Here is a 16,026-nt window from a genome sequence, read left to right on the forward strand (position 1 = left end):
GCGGCTTCAGAGCCGCCGCTCACCCAGCGCCCCAGCGGACCGCCTTCCCCGCCGACGGCGAAGGCCACGGTGGAGCAAGGCGGCTCCTCCGGGCTTCGCGAGCATTACTTCCAGCGCCGAACGTGCTCCACCAGCGCCCGAAGCTTGGGCGAGATGTTCCGGCGGTTGGGATAGTAGAGATAGAAGCCGGCGAAGCGCGGGCAGAAGTCCTCGAGAAGCGGCACCAGCTCGCCCCGCTCGATAGAGGGGCGGAAGCACTCCTCCATCCCGAAGTTGATCCCGGCGCCGGCCACCGCCAACTTGACCATCAACGCCATGTCGTTGGTGGTGATCTCCGGCTCGACCGAGACGCTGAACTCCTTGCCGCCCTCGGCGAACTCCCAGCGGTAGGGCGCCGACTTCGGCGTTGGTCGCCAGCCGATACACCGGTGCGCCGCCAGGTCGCGAGGATGGGCAGGCGCGCCGAAGCGGTCGCGGTAGGCCGGCGAGCAGACAGCGAGCTGGCGCTCTTCGCTGGCGACCGCAATGGCGATCATGTCCTGCTCGATCACCTCGCCCAGGCGGACCCCGGCGTCATAGCCCTCGGCGACGATGTCGAACTCCTCGTCGGTGACATTGACGTCCAGCTGCACGTCGGGATGGGCGCTGGCGAAACTGGCCAGGAACGGTCCCGAAAGAAAGCGTTCGGCGATCGAGGAAACGGCCAGGCGCAATTGCCCACGCGGCCGCTCATCGAGGCTGCCCGCCGCCTCCACGGCCGCGCGCATTTCGGCGAGCGAAGGCGCGACCTGCCTATAGAGACGCTCGCCTTCCTCGGTCAGACTGACGCTGCGGGTCGTGCGTCGAACCAGAGCGATCCCCAGCGTCTCCTCCAAGCGGCTCATGGTCTGGCTGACCGCCGAGCGCGTGACGCCCAGACGGTCGGCCGCCGCCCGAAAGCTGCGCTCCTCGGCGACAAGCGCGAAGACCGAAAGGGCGTTGAGATCAGGCTGCATGGCTTGGGAGTTCAGCTTGCGACACGAATCCGACCTCAGCTTCGTCCACCAGCATCTCAGCTGACCGGACAACCACCTGCCTGCTTTACGGGCCTGCGCGCCCTCTCCGCAACCGTTCCGAGCTCGTATCGCCGGCTGGACGGCTCCACGCGCCGCCCCATCGGATCAGCGCCTGAAGTAGACCTTCAGCATCCCCGTCTTCGTCGCTCGCCCATGCGACGAAACCGTCCGGTCGGACCAGCACGGCGCTCAGGCCCAATCGGTCCTCAGGCTCACCGGCGACATAGGACAACCGCCCCCGCCAAGGGGCCGTGAGCGCCGCGAGCGGGGTTCCGGGGGCGAAGTCGAGCAGCAGCGCCCTGCCCTCGCGCAAGCGTACGCCGACCGATGGCCCGCTGGCGAAGGCGAAATCCGGGACGCTGTGGCCGACCAGCGGATGGGCGCCGCCGAGATCGTAGCGGAGCGACAGGTTCCAGACCTTCTCGGCGAAGTATGTCGCGCCGTCGCCGGTGGCGATCAGATCACGGACGATGGCCTCCAGCGCGCGCGTGCTTGGGGTGGGCCGCATCAGAGCGACCTGGGCGCGTGACCAGTCGAGGATGCGGGCGCCCTCCGGCCGGCGTTCGACGCCATAGCTGTCGAGCAGGTCGATGGTCGCTTCGCCGCGGATGACGGCGGCGAGCTTCCATCCCAAATTTAGCGCATCGCCGAGGCCGAGGTTCAGCCCCTGGCCGCCGAGGGGCGAATGGATATGCGCCGCGTCGCCCGCCAGCAAAACGCGCCCCCGTCTGTAGTCCGTGGCCTGGAAGGCGCGGTCGGTCCAGGTGGTGGCGAGGTTCAGGGCGGTGAGGGTGACGTGGGCGCCCGACACACGGCGCAGCACGCTCTGAACGTGGTCCAAAGTCAGCGCCTGGGTCCTGTGCGCCGCGCCGCCGTCGAAGTCGACCATCGCGATCACGCCAGGCCGAGCATAGGTGTACACGCCGGTCGCGGTGTAGTTGCGCCCAGGCGAGAGCGCGTCCGGATCGGCCAGGACCGCGTCGACCGAATAGCCGGTGAACTCCGGATCGGTGCCGACGAATGTGAAGCCGCCAGCCTTGCGCACGGCGCTGCGCCCGCCGTCGCATCCGACCAGCCAGAGGGCGGAAAGCCGCTCGCCGCCAGCCTGGACCACCACGCCGTCCCTTGACGCTTCGAAGTGGTCCACACGGGCGCCACGCCGGATGTCGGCGCCCATGGCGACGGCCCGCTCGGCCAGAACGGCCTCCAGCGACTGCATGTCCACGGGCATGTTGACGCCCGCCGGCCTGGGGAGGCGGAACGGCAGGCACGTGACGTCGATGTCCTCATGAAAGAACTGTATGCCGGCGAAATGACCAGCGGGACGGCGCGGCTGCTGCATCCAGTGAGAGGCGGCCATCGTCTCGCCGGCGGATCGCTTGGACAGCTGGGCGGCTTCGATCGCCTCAAGCAAGCCGCGGCGATGCAGCGCTTCAAGGGTCGGCGCCGAGAGGCCGCGTATGCCGAAAGGGGGTCCCTTCAGCGCAGAGCGCGGATCGGCGGCCTGTTCGAGCACCGCCACCGAGACGCCGGCGAGTCTGAGTTCGCAGGCAAGAAAGAGCCCGACCGGGCCCGCGCCGACGATGACGACGTCGTGGGTGAGGGAGGGAAAAATAGCCATGGCTGCTCCTTGGTCGATGGTGTTCGACCGGAGCGTTCCTCGAACAAGGACGCCCGGACGAACGACGGGCGCTCGTTTGAGCGTCCGGGGTTCGCCGTGGGAGTCCAGGCGCGAGGCCAAAGACCAGAGCTTTCGTTACCGAAAGGGCTTGGGCTGACCAGACCAAGCCTGCCTTTTCCGACACCGCCTCAATATCTGAGAGGCCGCCATCCTTCAATCACCGTCAAAAGCCACAGATCAGAACCGGGAGAGACCCATCTGTGTCGCCCGGCCGGGCAGCGCCAGTTCCTGACGTTGACGCCCCTCCAGGAACAGGACATTCAACGAGCCAAGCGCAAGGGCGGGATCGACCCTAATCGGACCCAAGAGCCACATGGGTGGGGCGGTTCAAGAGCCGCATTCAGCCCGCTCCGGAAGTTTACAGAAGGAAGCTTTCACCCGGATCACGTGCATCTGCCTTGACGCCGCCAATCCCGCGAACTCCCGCCTGAGCACAGATGCCAAAGAGCTCTCTGGACCAAAGCCAATTCCTGGAGTGCCAGTCCCAAAAAGCGTGCACTTCGGAAGGAATGGCCGACGAAAACACCATTCCGTCCGGAAATTTCACGCGCCGAACAAATGTTCCAGCTAGATTATCGTCGTATACCTGCACGGTCGTCTTATCCAAATCGACCCCGTCGATCACTCGCCTTGGAACCACAATAAAGAATTCTGTGAAACCGTCGGTAGACGCGACCTCTTCTTTGCGATAATCGATCGCATCGGCATCATATTTGAGTATCAAATCGAGCAGCTTGCCAGATACGAAAAATGGCCCCTGGGCGATTGGATAGAAATCGGCAAGTTGATCTACGCGGCCATCGAAGGATAATTCGCAACTGATCAGACCGCCGATGGGTCGGCCAGTCATTCCGCGCGATGGAGAGCGAGGCGTCTCGGTAGGTTCGGGAGCATTTTTCCAAGTAAACGCTGGATCGATGTATTCAAAGTTACGACGCGCGAAAAGGAAACGTTGAGGCTCTTCCAGTGCGCCGTCTATGCGTTTGTGAAGCACCCTCCCCCCGGGAGGCGTTCGATCTATGAGAGCCGAAAGATCAGAATCAGCCACCCGAGACCACCCCGCTCGCTTCGTTACCGCCAACAGCCGAGATTGGCATAAGGGCGAAAGCCGGTCATTCGCTAGCACGAGGCAGCGGCGGCTAACCACCCTCCGGCCGATCCGAAGGCCTGCATCGCAGGCCTGGGCAGCGCCAGTTGCTGCCCTTGGCGCATCTCCAGGAAGACGACGTTCGCCGGAGGCGCGTAGCCGCGTCCGCTGCGGGCTGGGAATCAATTAGCGTTCGATAAGACGCCAATCCCAGGGTGTCGGGCAAACGAATACTTAGTCTCAGGACGCGACTTTCAATGGCCTCTCCCTCTGCTCCCCGGTCTCGTGCACAGTCCGCAGATGACCAAGTACCTCATCTCCTTCCCAAGCGAAGCCATGGTGCTGACTCAAGACGAGTTCCCAATCGTGGCCGCCGCCGCGCGTGCGGTAATTGAGGAAGCCAAGGCGGCGGGGGTTTACGTCTTCGGCGGAGGCATCGCCGAAAACGTCGTGCCCGTACTGGTGGCCGCTGATGGTGCGGTATCGGCCGATATTTATCCCGGCAGCTACCTCAAAGGTGGGTTCACCATATTGGATTTGCCGTCGCGTAAAGAGGCCGTTGAGTGGGCGCGGAAGATCGCAGCCGCCTGCCGTTGCTCGCAGGAACTGCGCGAGTTCATGTTCGATCCGGCCAGCTGAACTGCCGCCCCCAAATTGCCTTGGCCGACGGACCAGCGCCACAAACCGTTATTGGTGCATCTCCAGAAAATGGACACTCAAGTGCTCAACTCGGGCTTGCGGATCTATTTTCCTCGACGTTCTCGGACCTACATCTTGATACCGGCGAAGCGGTGCCCCTCTAGTTTTCCCAAGCCAGAATTTGAAGATCTGGCGATCCAATTCGATGGGGCAAGCCCGGCGATGCCCATGCCCGATCCCTATGATGGGCGGTCGTAGGGCAGTCCCCCGGAGCCCGACGCAAGCAATCGCCAAACCGGTCGGTCCCGTTTTGTTTGTGCTGCTTCCCCTGAGGAGCAAGCTCAGGACAATCTGGGCTCGACGCCCAAGCTGTCCATGGCGCGCGCCACATTCTCCAGGGTGTAGGGCTTCTGGATCACGGGACGACCGCGATGCTCAAGCGGAAGGTTAGCCTGTTCGCCATAGCCCGTAGCGAACAGGAACGGCACCCTCAGCTCGGCTAGTCGATCGGCGATCGAATAGCTTGTCCGATCGCCCAGGTTGATGTCGAGGACCGCCACGGTCGGTGGATCGGCCTCAACGCCATCGAGCGCGCCCGGCACCGTGGCGGCGGTGGTGACAGCTTCGGCGCCCAGGCGGTTGGCGATGTCCTCGGCGTCCAGGGCGATGATCAGGCTGTCCTCGACGAGCAACACGCGATGACCCCGCAGGATCTTCGACGGCGCCGGCTGGTTGTGACCGGGCGCGGGACGCGGATACTTGATCGCCTGCGGCGAGGCGCCAGCGCGGGTTTCGGACAGATGACGTCCCGGAATGTTGAAGATCGCGTGCAAGCCCTTCGGATCATAGTCGACCTTCACAATGCCCCCCAGGTCATAGGGGACCGAGCGCTCGATGATCGTGGTGCCAAAACCCTTTCGCGTCGGCGGCGCGACCGGCGGGCCGCCGGCCTCGCGCCATTCCACCGAAAGGTCGCCGCCGGCATTGCGATGCCAGCCGATGGTGACCTGCCCGCCCTCCGCCGACAGCGCGCCGTACTTGTTGGAGTTGGTGACCAGCTCGTGGAACACCAGCGCCAGGGTCGAATAGGCCTGCGGGTTCAGCGACACCGGCTCGCCCTGCACGGCGATGCGGTCGCGCTCGTCGACGAAGGCGGCGGCCTCGGCGTCGATCAGCGCCTGCAGGGGCGCGGGGCCCCAGTGGTCGTCGGTGATCTGGTTGTGGGCCCGGGCCAGGGCGTGGATGCGCCCGTCGACGACCTTGACGAACTCGGCGATGTCGCCGCCGGCCGGCAGCGACTGGCGGATCAGGCCGCGGATCAGACCCAGGATGTTGCGCACCCGGTGGTTCAGCTCGGCGATCAGCAGCTCCTGGCGGGCGCTGGCCTGCTGGCGCTCGGCGGAGGCTTCGTCGGCCAGACGCAGCACGACCTCGATCAGGGTGGCGCGCAGGGTCTCGGCGACGCGGATCTCCGATCCCGTAAACGGTTGCGACTTGCCTTCAACCAGCTCCTTCCACTCGGCGAAGCTGGCGCGCGGTGTCAGGCGCGGGCCGTTGGGGCCATAGTCGACCGGCTTGTGCGGGTCCCCGCCCCAGCGGACTGAGTGGATCAGCTCCTTGCGAAACAGCACAACGTAGTCGCGCGGCGAGCGCGAAATCGGAATCGCCAAAAGACCTGCCACATCGGACGCAAAATCTCCGGCGTCGTCGATCAGCGAACCGATGCAGTCGGTGGCGAACACCTTGCCTGCCGCGGTGCCGTTCAGCGCCCGGACGATACGGCGGAAGTCGGCCAGCGGCGGGACCGTGCCCGAGAAGGCGTGGTTACCGCCCAGCCAGACGCCTACCCCGTCGGCGGGGATGGCGTTGGTGAGAATATCGCCCAGCCAGTCGGGGTCCTTCAGCAGCGTGTCGTCGGAGGCGACCGCGCCGAGCAGCTGGTCGGAGATGTCACGGGCCCGGCGCTCGTATTCGACGGTCTCCTGCCGCTCGCGGCTTTCCAGCCGCATCGAAAACATCTGGGCGAACAGCTCKCTGACCGAGCGGCGCTCGAACGTGGGGCAGCGCGGCGAATAGTGGTGGCAGGCGAACAGCCCCCAGAGCTTGCCCTCGACGATGATCGAGATCGACAGGGACGCCTGCACGCCCATGTTCTTCAGGTACTCGATGTGGATCGGCGAGACCGACCGCAGCACCGAAAGAGACAGGTCAAGCGGCTGTCCGTGCTGGTCGCGCTGCGGGACGATCGGCACGGGCGTGGCGTTGACGTCGGTGATCACCCGCAGGAGGTTGCGGCGATAGAGCTCCCTGGCCTGGACCGGGATGTCCGAGGCCGGGTAGCGCAGGCCCATGAACGCGCCGATGCCCGAGCGGACGGCCTCGGCCACCACCTCGCCCGAGCCGTCGGCGGCGAAGCGATAGACCATCACCCGGTCGAACTCGATCAGGGCCCGCACCTGGCGCGCGCCCTCGCGGTAGAAGGCGGCGAAATCGGCAGCGCCATCCAGGCGGGCGATCATCGAGCGCACCATGCCGGTGGCGTCGCCATGTTCGCCCGAGGCTGGCTCGCCCTCAATGACGATCTGGCCGCCGGAAAAATGCAGGGCGATGTCAAACCTGGGCCGACCTGGGATCACTTCCAGGTCGAACACACGTTCGACGGCGTCGGCGCCGCGTAGTAGAGCCGAGCGGTTGCGAAGATCATGAATGGCCTTGGGCTGGAAGATCTCGAACAGCGGCTTGCCCAGCAGATCGTCGGGCCCATAGCCGATGAAGGCCTCGATATTGGCCGAGACCCGGGCGATCAGCCAGTCGGCCGTGAGCGCGATCAAGAACCCGATCGGCTGGATGGCGCCCAGGATGTGGATCGGCTCGCGGTCGCAATTGGTCAGGTCGACGGGCGCATTTTCGTCAGTCAAGTCTAGAAGGCTCCAAACGCAGGTTGAGCGCCCCATGGAGCTTGGCCGTATGCGTGGAGCGAAGAACGGTCCACTGTTTGACTGGTTCCGGCCAGGACAGGGGCTTTGGTCGCACAGGGGCCGATCATCAGCTGGCCGCCTTGAGCACGATGGGAAGGGACGAACAGGCAGCGTCGATAACCGCCTGCAGCTTCGCAAACTCCACTGGCTTGGCCAGATAGCCGTCGGCCCCGGCGTCCAGGCCCGCCCGCCGATCGGCTTCGGCCGCGCTGGCGCTGAGCATCACCGTTGGAATGGCGATACCCTCCTGGCGCATTGCTTTGACCGCTTCCAGGCCATCCATCACCGGCATGTTGACGTCCATCAAGACGAGGTCGAAGGCTCCCGCACGGGCTGCGACCAAGCCTTCGGCGCCGTTCTCGGCCATGACGCAGGCATGACCAGCCGCTTCCAGGAAGGTCGCCAGAATCTTGCGGTTTACAGGATGGTCTTCGACCACCAGGATTCGACGCGAGACCACCTCCCCCGCACCGTCTGGACCAGCCTGCCCGGGGCGCTGGCAACGCACCAGCGGAAGCTCGATCACGAAGCGAGCGCCTCCCGCCGTCGCCTCAAGGCGAAGATCGCCTCCAAGAAGGCCGGCGATGCGGCGCGAGATCACAAGGCCAAGACCCGCGCCCCCGTGACGACGCGTGCTGCTGGCGTCGATCTGGCTGAAGGCCTGGAATAGGCGGTCGCGGTGTGCGGCCGCCACGCCCGGCCCTGTATCAGCGACGGCGATCAGCAAGCGCTCCTGGCCGCCGACGACATCGACGCTCACTTCCACGCTCACGCCGCCAAGCTCGGTGAACTTCACCGCGTTGGACAAAAGGTTGTGCAGCATCTGGCCCAGTCGGACCGGATCGGTCATGAGCGCGGTGGGCGCGTCCTCGGCGACCCGAAGCTCCAGCGAGAGACCTTTGTCGCGTGCACGCGGCGTCCAAAGCGCGACGGTACGAGCTAGAAGCCCGTCAAGCTCGGTCGCGGCCGGCGCCACCTCGAGCTTGCCGGCTTCGATCCGCGCGAAGTCCAGAACATCGTCCAGCAGACTGGCCAGCATGCGCCCTTGCTCATCGATGACGGCGACGAGATCACGAGCCGGTTCATCGAGGGCGCCACGGCGCAGAAGCTGGGCCGCGCCCAGGACGCCGTTCATGGGCGTACGCAGTTCGTGGCTGACGATCGCAAGGAAGGCCGACTTGGCGTCGCTGGCTGCGGTCGCCGCGTCACGAGCTTCTTCCAGCTCAGCGATCAGACGGGCCTGCTCGGCCTGGAAGGCGTCGATCTGAGCCTTGTGCACCCTGCCAAAGAAGATCTTGGTCAGGATCGCCGAGCCGGCGACGCCGACCGAGGCCAAGAGCGCCCAGCGACTAGGCGTGTCCCGCGCCGCCACGAGGACGTAGCCGAGCACGGCGAGGTAGGGCGAGGCCACGATCAGGGCGCGCCTGGGCAGGTGGCGAAACTGGGTGGCCACCAGCAAAACGCCGGCGAACAGAAAGACTGTGGTGGCCAGGAGGGACCAGGGGCCACGCGCGGACCAAGTCATGAGCGGGGCCAGCGCCCAGGCCGCCGACGTCAGCGTCGCCACCGCGGTCAGTTCGGCGCCGACGCTCACGCCCGGCCGGCGAGCCAACGCCTGCTCGAACCGCCCCCGCGCTAGGCCAAGGCCGCAGCAGATCGCGAACCAGGCCGCGGCGATCTCGACGCCGCAGACGCTGGCCAGCAGCAGCGCCCAGCCGCCAAGCAGCCAGTAACGCAGCCCCTGCGCCACGACGACAGTTGAGCGGCGCGCGTGATTGGCGGGCGGCGCGACGATCAGCGTCCGGCCAGCGAGGCCTCGTACGCTTGGCGTCGGGCCCTTGCCGAACGGGAGCGAGAAAATCTTCATGCTCGCTTCTCGCACCGATACAATTAAGAGTCGATTATATCGATGTCGATATTTTTGACATTGATGTTTTTGAATTTTAGGGCTGGTTGGTCTACAACCAGACATATGGTGCAGGATCGCCCCGTCGCCGACGCCCCCTCAGGCCGCCTGGGACCACGTCCTGGCGACTTTGAGGAGCTGCGCGTCGATCAGCAGCTCTGCCTGGCGCTGCAGACCTCCGACAGTCTGGTGACCCGACTTTATCGTACGATGCTGGATCCTCTGGATCTGACTCACCCTCAGTATCTGGTGCTTATTTCGCTCTGGCAGGAGGATGGCCGGGCCAGCATGGGTGATCTGCGCCGCCTGCTCTGCATGGACACTGGCGCCATTACCCCGCTGGTCAAGCGCATGGAGGGCAAGGGCTTGCTCAAGCGCTCGCGCGATGAACGAGACGAGCGGCGCGTCTGGGTCGAGCTTACGAGAAAGGGGTGGGCTTTGAGAGAGCAGGCCCTGGAGGCGCGGCGCGCGGTCGTGCGCCAACTCCCCTTGACCGACAACCAGATCATAGCGCTGCGCGGCGAACTGCAGGCGATGAACCAGGTGCTGCTGACCCTGCTCGAAACCCGCTGAGCGCCGGTTTTCGGCGTTCTGGTTCAACCCGCCCTGCGCCATGAACCGACCTTGGCGCACCTCCATAAACGAGACGCTTTAGGCAGCCAAAGTTCGCGGCGTGCCCCGCCCCTCCGCATCGACCTGAAACCGACCGACCAATCCCGTCAGATTGCGGGTCTCGGCTTCCATGTTGGCCGCCGCCGCCGTGGTCTCTTCGACCATGGCCGCGTTCTGCTGGGTCACCTGGTCCATGTGATTGATCGCGGTGCTTATCTGGTTGAGCCCCAGCGCTTGCTCTTGAGCCGACCGGGAGATTGCGGCGAGAAGGGTGTCGATGTGGGCCACCTTGTCGACAATCTCGTCGAGCGCCTGCCCAGTCTCGGTGACGAGACGCACTCCCCTCGCCACCTGCTGTCCGCTTGTGGAGATTAGGGTCTTGATCTCCCTGGCCGCCTCGGCGGATCGCTGGGCCAGCGAGCGGACTTCCTGGGCGACGACGGCGAAGCCGCGACCAGCCTCGCCCGCGCGCGCGGCCTCCACACCGGCGTTCAGCGCCAGAAGGTTGGTCTGGAACGCGATCTCGTCGATGACGCCGATAATCTTGCCGACCTGGCTGGAGCTTGCCTCGATCTCCGCCATCGCAACGACGGCGTCGCGCATCACATCGCCTGATCGCACAGCGTCCATGCGGGCTCCGGAGGCCGCCGACGCCGCCTKCTGGGAATCTTCGGCGCTACGTCGAACGGTGGAGGTGATCTGATCCATCGCCGCGGCGGTTTCTTCCAGGCTGGCGGCCTGCTGTTCGGTGCGGCGCGAGAGGTCTTCGCCCGCGGCCGCGATCTCGCCCGCCCCCATGCGCAGATTATCAGCCGCGCCCTCGATCGCGCCCATGGCCTGACTCAGGCTGGCGACCGAGCGGTTGAAATCTTGCTTGATGCGATCGTAGCCGCCAGGGAAGACGGCTTGGATACGCACGCTCAGATCGCCCACGGCGACCCGCTCAAGGCTTTCCCCTAAGGTCGATACGACCAGCGCTTGCTCAGCCTCGGCGCGATCGCGAGCGGCGTTGCTGGCCGCCTGCTGCTGACGAATCTCGGTGATGTCGGTGGCGAACTTGACGATCTTGTAGGGTCTGCCTTGGGCGTCCAGCACAGGGTTGTAGGACCCCCGGATCCAGATCTCCGCCCCGCCAGCCCCGATTCGGCGAAACGCGTCGGCGAACGCCTCCCCTGCGCGCAAGCGTTCCCAGAATTGGGCGTACTCGGCGCTGCCGGCGTCCTCCGGCCGGACGAACATGCTGTGGGGGCGGCCTTTGATGTCCTCCAGCCGGTAACCCATGGTCGCCAGGAAGTTGTCGTTGGCGTCTATGATCGTGCCGTCGAGCTCGAATTCGATCACAGCCTGCGAACGGTGGACGGCCACGACAATAGCCTCGAGGTCCGCGACCTGCTTTCGCAGTTCCGCCGTCTGCTTGTTGCCGCTGCCGAACATGCCCGCGCTTTCGTTGAGAAGGGAGGAAGTCGGGTCATACACAGCTTTGCTTAAGACATGATTATATCGACCACGATATTTTCAGATGCGGATAATGGACATGCGACCTTAACGGATTCGGTTTAGGCGCTAGGGGATTTTGGAGGCATTCCCGATGGACGCTCGTCCTGCAGAAAAATCCGACGCGGAGGGGCTGGCGACCGACTACACAGACCTGCACCTGGACAAGCAGTTGTGCCTGGCCCTGCAGATCGCCAGCAGCCACGTCACCCGGATCTACCGCGGGCTGCTCGAGCCGCTGGGCCTGACCCATCCCCAATATCTGGTCCTAATCGCCCTTTGGGAGCGTAGCAACCGTTGCAGCATGGGCGACCTGCGGCGTGGACTCTGCATGGATACCGGAGCGATTACGCCGTTGGTTAAAAGGATGGAGTCCGCCGGTCTGCTTGCCCGGTCTCGGGACCCGGCCGATGAACGAAGAGTCTGGGTCGACTTGACTGACGCGGGATGGGCGCTTCGCGACAAGGTCCTGGCGGTCCGTCGCAGTGTCGTCGCGCGACTTCCGCTGTCCGGCGACCAGATCGCGGTCATGCGCGCGAGCCTGCAGGCCTTGAATGCTGACATGCTCGCCAACGCGTCGCAGGTCGGCTGAGCCATTATTGCCGGGCTAGCGCCAGAAGCTGCCGTTGGGCAGCCTCCAGGAGGACGACATTCGCCATCAACCCGGTCGTGGCGTCAGACTGCATCGTCTACGCCCTGCTGGAAGGACGAAGCACCCGAACGGGCGGTCTTGAAGGGCTGAGGATGTTAGCCGTACATCTGGCGCACCTTCGCATAACGCGAGTTTGCGCAAAGAGCGCATATTGAGTTGGGGCTGAGCTTGAAACGCTTTCTGTCGGCGCTGGTGGTCTGTTGCGCCTGCATGTTCGCCAGCGCGGCGAGCGCTGGCGACCTCGCCTGCTGGGTGTTTCAATTCGTCCCAGGACAGCATGTTCCTCATCAATCGCTGAGCGCCGTTCAGAATGGCCACACCTACTACTCGGACGAGTTTGACTGGGTGGAAGGCGTAGATCAGGACGGCTACTCGGAACTGTTCGAGGCCCATGTGCGCAAGACCGTACAACCGATCGGGCCGGGAAGTGTCTACGTTTCCGGCTGCAAGATGAGCGGCCCGTATGGCGGTCCGAAGTCCAACGCCTCCAAGGCGCACGAGCGCTTCTTCCGTGAAGCCGACGGGCGCTCGACAAATCTACATTGGACGCCGAGTCCGGCCGAACTCCAGAAGGCTCCACCACCGATACGGGATGCGCCGATCTACATGCAGTGCCTCGCGACGCCCTATTCGCCGCGCTTTTACGAGACGGGCGATTACGGGAAGAGCCAGGTCTTCAAGGTCAAGCTGGAGGACAGCTACGGCATCGAGAGCAAGGAATTTCGGCCGTTTCTCGAAGCCAACAAGATCGACGCCGTGCCGAAGTGCTTGAAGGCCCGCACCCGGGAGAGGCTGAACGCCATGGTGATCGACGAAATCGACCACTCAAGGGTAGGAGGTCGCATCTACGACCTTCTCTTTATCCCGTCGGGTGTCTCGCCGGACGCCAAGCCCGCCGCGCAACCCGCGCCAAAGCCCAGACCGCCCTCGCCCGCCTCGTCGACCGGTAGCCTGACGGTGAAGACCGACACGTCGCTGCGCGACGCCGGCAAGGCCTGGGATGAGCAGGTCAAGAAGACCTTGGCTGAGGAGGCGAAAAGGAAGGTTGATCTGGCCGCCAAGCAGGTCCAAGCCGACGCCAAGGCCAAAGCCGACTTGGAAGCCTTCCTCAAGGCGCGCCGAAAGCAGGGCAGCGCCCAATGAGCCGCATCGCGCTGCTAAGCGCCGCCGCCGGCCTGGCCCTGGCCACGTCCGCCCAGGCCCAGCTGCTGACCATCGCTCTGCGGCCTATGACCGCCGCCCCCGCCGACCAGCAGGCGACCTCGGTGCTGAAGGGCGGTGCGATCTGCATAAAGCAGGGCCCGCTATCGGCCTCGGAGATGCGCCGCGCCCTCACCAGCAACGACAGCAACGTCCGCCTGCGCGAGACGCTGAGCGGCGCCGGGGTGATGATCAACACCTCGGGTTCGGCGGCCGTCGAGGTCTCGGGCGTGGCCCGGATCACTCTGGCGGACGCCTGCCTGCCCGACTACGGCTTTGGTAAGATCGACAAGATCACCGGCAAGGCCGAGGTCGCCGTCGAATGGACCCTGACCGACCGCGCCACCGGCGCGGAGATCGGCAAGCTGTCGACGCGTGAGGCGGCCGAGCGCACGGCCGGAACCGGCGGGCTGGCCGGGCTGATCGACGAGGCCTTCATGGCCAACGCCAGGGCCCTGGCGGCCAATCCAGCGTTCCGGGCGGCCGCCACCCGCCCCTCGCTAGCCTTGGCAAAGCCCAACACCTTGCAGTCGCGCGATCCGGCACTGCTAGTCCTGCCGCCCTGGCGTCGGGTGAGCGACAAGACGCCTCTATCGGTCACCGCGCCGCGCGTCATCGAGAGCGACCTCGACATGCTTTACGGCGGCGCCCGGGAATACTTCGCCGTCCCGCTCGAGGCCGGCGAGACCCTGCGACTGGACATGCAGGACGCCGCCGCGAAGATCGTCATCTCCGTCACCAGCCCCGGTAACAAGTACCTCGCCTCGACCGACTATAAGACCCCCGAACGGCAGCTGTCGGCGACGGCCAAGACCACGGGAACCCATATTATCAGTCTCTGGGCCCCGAGCGGCCCGCAGATTGCGCCCTACCGACTGAAGATCGACACCGACCGGCGGCCCTATGGCGGGTCGACGGCGCCTCGCGCGCTGAGTGCTCCAACCACGACCGCATCCGCCCCCACGAACGGCCCCATTGGCCCGGTGGCCCTGCGCTGGGTCATGGCCGCGCCCCTCGAAGCCCAGGCCGCCGGCCAGATCGGCGCGGCGGACTTCTGCACCAGCAAGGAGCCTGTCCAGCCCTCCGAGATGCGCCGCGCCATCGAGTCCGGCGCGCTGGACGCCCGCCTGCGCGACGACCTGCGGGCCGCCGGCTTCCAGGTTGTGGGAGGCATGGCCAAGACCCCGCACGGCGTCGCGCCCGTATCGCTGTCGGCCGAGGCGCGGATCACCAACTTCCAGGGCTGCATCCTCAACTGGGGCCTAGCCAATTTCGACACGGTTGCCGGCAAGGTGGCCATGAGCGTCGACTGGGTTGCGCGCGACCGCGCCACCGGGGCCGAACTCGCCCGCCTGACCACCCAGCAGGGCATTGATCGCAAGAAAGGGTCCGGCGGCCTCCTGTACCTGACCCAGGACGCCTTCAGCGCCAACATCAAGACCCTATTGGCCGACCCGGCGGTGAAGGCCGCTCTGCGCCGTCCGGCCCTGGCGGCGCCGCAGCCGGACGACGGCCCAACGCGCGATCCGCTGCGCGCGGTCATTCCGCCCTGGACGCCAACCGCCTTCGGCGCCCGCATCCCGCTGGACCTGCCCAAGGTGGCTGAAAGCGACATCGACGCCACCGACGAGGACAAGACCTCGGCGCGCGAGACCTACAGGATCAACGTTAGGGCCGGCGAGACGGTGTCCATCGCTATCAGCGACGCCCAGAAGCCCTTGCGCGTCGGCGTACTCGACATGCAGAGCACGTTGATCACCGACACTTTCGGCGCAAGCCCCGCCCTGAAGTGGAAGGCTCCGGCGGCCGGCGACTACTTGATCCAAGTGACCTCGGCCGACAAGCCGCGCCAGACGCCGTACCGCATGGTGGTCGAGAGCGACCTGCGGCCCAAGGACCCGCCTAAGCCCGTCATGGCCGAGGCGCCGAAGCCTTCTCTCGCCGCCAAGCCCGAGGACGCGAAGAACGTCCCGCCGGCCAAGCCTCCCGCCCCGCCCGCGCTTCCATCGATGCCGAAGTTCACCCCGCCGGCGGGCGTGCTTCTGGCCGAGGTCGGCAAGTCCGTGCAGGGGCCAGCCGGCAAGGTGGGCGCAGCGGTCGATCTCTACGCCTTCATCGGCGAGGCCGGCTCGGTGTTCCAGGCCACCGCCGGCGCGCCCGGCGCGGGGGGCCACGCCATCACGCTCTACACGCCTGAGGGCGACGAGATGCTCAAGGCCGACGGCGTCGACATAGCCCGACTGAACGCCATCCTGCCCAAGGATGGCATCTACATGCTGGCGGTCGGCCGTCAGAACGCGGCGAAGCCCTACAAGCTGACCCTGGCGGCGGATTCGCCGGACCTGTTCCAATGGAGCCACCGCAATCTCGCGGGCTACGAGATCCTGGATCAGGACGGGAAGTTGCTCTACACCACCTGCTGGACGGTGCCCGGCGCGACCCTCCGCTACGACTTCGCCAGTGGCTTAAGAAGCTCGATCAGCGTCCAGCGCGGCGGCGCCGGACTGTGGGAGTTGGTCGGGCAACAGGCGAAGGCCTTCACCACCCAGCTGGTCGCGGGTGTCTTCGTGCGGACCTATGCTAGCGCAGACAAGCCGAACTCCTGGGGTCTGGATGATCCTCCACCCCGGACCGGCGCCTATCGCGGCTACCTCTGCAGGTAGCCTGCATAGCGCCAATAGCTGCCCTTGGCTTCCCTCCAGGAACACGACGTTCAAGTCGC

At 65.6% G+C, this 16,026-nt stretch carries 10 protein-coding genes and 2 pseudogenes; 5 read left to right on the forward strand and 7 right to left on the reverse strand.

Annotated features, from left to right (window positions below; genetic code table 11):
* Positions 1-104: 104 nt before the first annotated feature.
* The 3 genes from AC1DCG_RS03225 to AC1DCG_RS03235 all read right to left on the reverse strand — a co-directional run bounded on the left by AC1DCG_RS03225 (position 105) and on the right by AC1DCG_RS03235 (position 3,730).
* A complete protein-coding gene (locus AC1DCG_RS03225) occupies positions 105-995 on the reverse strand; it encodes a LysR family transcriptional regulator (protein ID WP_477028269.1) in 891 nt (296 codons plus the stop codon).
* 85 nt (positions 996-1,080) lie between these two features.
* Complete coding sequence (locus tag AC1DCG_RS03230; RefSeq protein WP_477041374.1) at positions 1,081-2,676, reverse strand: FAD-dependent monooxygenase; 1,596 nt, start codon at positions 2,674-2,676, stop codon at positions 1,081-1,083.
* A 418-nt stretch (positions 2,677-3,094) separates the two neighbouring features.
* A complete protein-coding gene (locus tag AC1DCG_RS03235) occupies positions 3,095-3,730 on the reverse strand; it encodes an imm11 family protein (protein WP_477028271.1) in 636 nt (211 codons plus the stop codon).
* Positions 3,731-4,123: 393 nt separating this feature from the next.
* On the opposite strand from AC1DCG_RS03235, the gene AC1DCG_RS03240 reads away from it, so the two are divergent.
* Positions 4,124-4,462, forward strand: coding sequence for a YciI family protein (locus AC1DCG_RS03240; protein ID WP_477028272.1), 339 nt, complete (start codon positions 4,124-4,126; stop codon positions 4,460-4,462).
* Positions 4,463-4,803: 341 nt separating this feature from the next.
* Here AC1DCG_RS03240 and AC1DCG_RS03245 read toward each other — a convergent pair whose 3' ends face one another.
* Both AC1DCG_RS03245 and AC1DCG_RS03250 read right to left on the reverse strand, forming a co-directional pair.
* Positions 4,804-7,380 (reverse strand): HWE histidine kinase domain-containing protein, encoded by a 2,577-nt coding sequence (locus tag AC1DCG_RS03245; RefSeq protein WP_477041375.1) that lies wholly within the window; start codon positions 7,378-7,380, stop codon positions 4,804-4,806.
* A gap of 127 nt (positions 7,381-7,507) precedes the next feature.
* The gene (locus tag AC1DCG_RS03250) at positions 7,508-9,307 is read right to left on the reverse strand and encodes a response regulator (protein ID WP_477028274.1); all 1,800 of its coding nucleotides are present in this window, start codon (positions 9,305-9,307) and stop codon (positions 7,508-7,510) included.
* Positions 9,308-9,349: 42 nt separating this feature from the next.
* On the opposite strand from AC1DCG_RS03250, the gene AC1DCG_RS03255 reads away from it, so the two are divergent.
* Positions 9,350-9,919 carry a MarR family winged helix-turn-helix transcriptional regulator gene (locus AC1DCG_RS03255; protein ID WP_477028275.1) on the forward strand — a complete coding sequence of 190 codons (570 nt, stop codon included), beginning with the start codon at positions 9,350-9,352 and terminating at the stop codon, positions 9,917-9,919.
* Between the two features lie 78 nt (positions 9,920-9,997).
* On the opposite strand, the pseudogene AC1DCG_RS03260 reads toward AC1DCG_RS03255, so the two are convergent.
* Both AC1DCG_RS03260 and AC1DCG_RS03265 read right to left on the reverse strand, forming a co-directional pair.
* Positions 9,998-10,960 (reverse strand): annotated as a pseudogene (locus AC1DCG_RS03260) (methyl-accepting chemotaxis protein); the annotation flags it as partial.
* A gap of 27 nt (positions 10,961-10,987) precedes the next feature.
* Positions 10,988-11,392, reverse strand: a pseudogene (locus AC1DCG_RS03265) (PAS domain-containing protein); the annotation flags it as partial.
* Positions 11,393-11,546: 154 nt separating this feature from the next.
* Between AC1DCG_RS03265 and AC1DCG_RS03270 the strand changes: the two are divergent.
* The 3 genes from AC1DCG_RS03270 to AC1DCG_RS03280 all read left to right on the forward strand — a co-directional run bounded on the left by AC1DCG_RS03270 (position 11,547) and on the right by AC1DCG_RS03280 (position 15,967).
* Positions 11,547-12,044, forward strand: a complete 498-nt coding sequence (locus tag AC1DCG_RS03270; protein ID WP_477028276.1) for a MarR family winged helix-turn-helix transcriptional regulator — start codon at positions 11,547-11,549, stop codon at positions 12,042-12,044.
* 228 nt (positions 12,045-12,272) lie between these two features.
* Positions 12,273-13,247 (forward strand): cell envelope integrity TolA family protein, encoded by a 975-nt coding sequence (locus AC1DCG_RS03275; RefSeq protein WP_477028277.1) that lies wholly within the window; start codon positions 12,273-12,275, stop codon positions 13,245-13,247.
* On the forward strand, positions 13,244-15,967 hold the full coding sequence (locus AC1DCG_RS03280; protein ID WP_477036385.1) for a hypothetical protein: 2,724 nt from the start codon (positions 13,244-13,246) through the stop codon (positions 15,965-15,967). Before AC1DCG_RS03275 ends, AC1DCG_RS03280 begins: the two co-directional genes overlap by 4 nt.
* The last annotated feature ends 59 nt before the right edge of the window (positions 15,968-16,026 follow it).

The sequence above is a fragment of the Caulobacter sp. 10L414 genome (genome assembly GCF_056395525.1).

Excerpts from the sequence above, each read along its gene's own strand:
- AC1DCG_RS03225 (WP_477028269.1), bottom strand. The coding sequence starts at position 995 with ATGCAGCCTGATCTCAACGCCCTTTCGGTCTTCGCGCTTGTCGCCGAG.
- AC1DCG_RS03230 (WP_477041374.1), bottom strand. The coding sequence starts at position 2,676 with ATGGCTATTTTTCCCTCCCTCACCCACGACGTCGTCATCGTCGGCGCG.
- AC1DCG_RS03240 (WP_477028272.1), top strand. The coding sequence starts at position 4,124 with ATGACCAAGTACCTCATCTCCTTCCCAAGCGAAGCCATGGTGCTGACT.
- AC1DCG_RS03250 (WP_477028274.1), bottom strand. The coding sequence starts at position 9,307 with ATGAAGATTTTCTCGCTCCCGTTCGGCAAGGGCCCGACGCCAAGCGTA.
- AC1DCG_RS03255 (WP_477028275.1), top strand. The coding sequence starts at position 9,350 with ATGTCGATATTTTTGACATTGATGTTTTTGAATTTTAGGGCTGGTTGG.
- AC1DCG_RS03270 (WP_477028276.1), top strand. The coding sequence starts at position 11,547 with ATGGACGCTCGTCCTGCAGAAAAATCCGACGCGGAGGGGCTGGCGACC.
- AC1DCG_RS03280 (WP_477036385.1), top strand. The coding sequence starts at position 13,244 with ATGAGCCGCATCGCGCTGCTAAGCGCCGCCGCCGGCCTGGCCCTGGCC.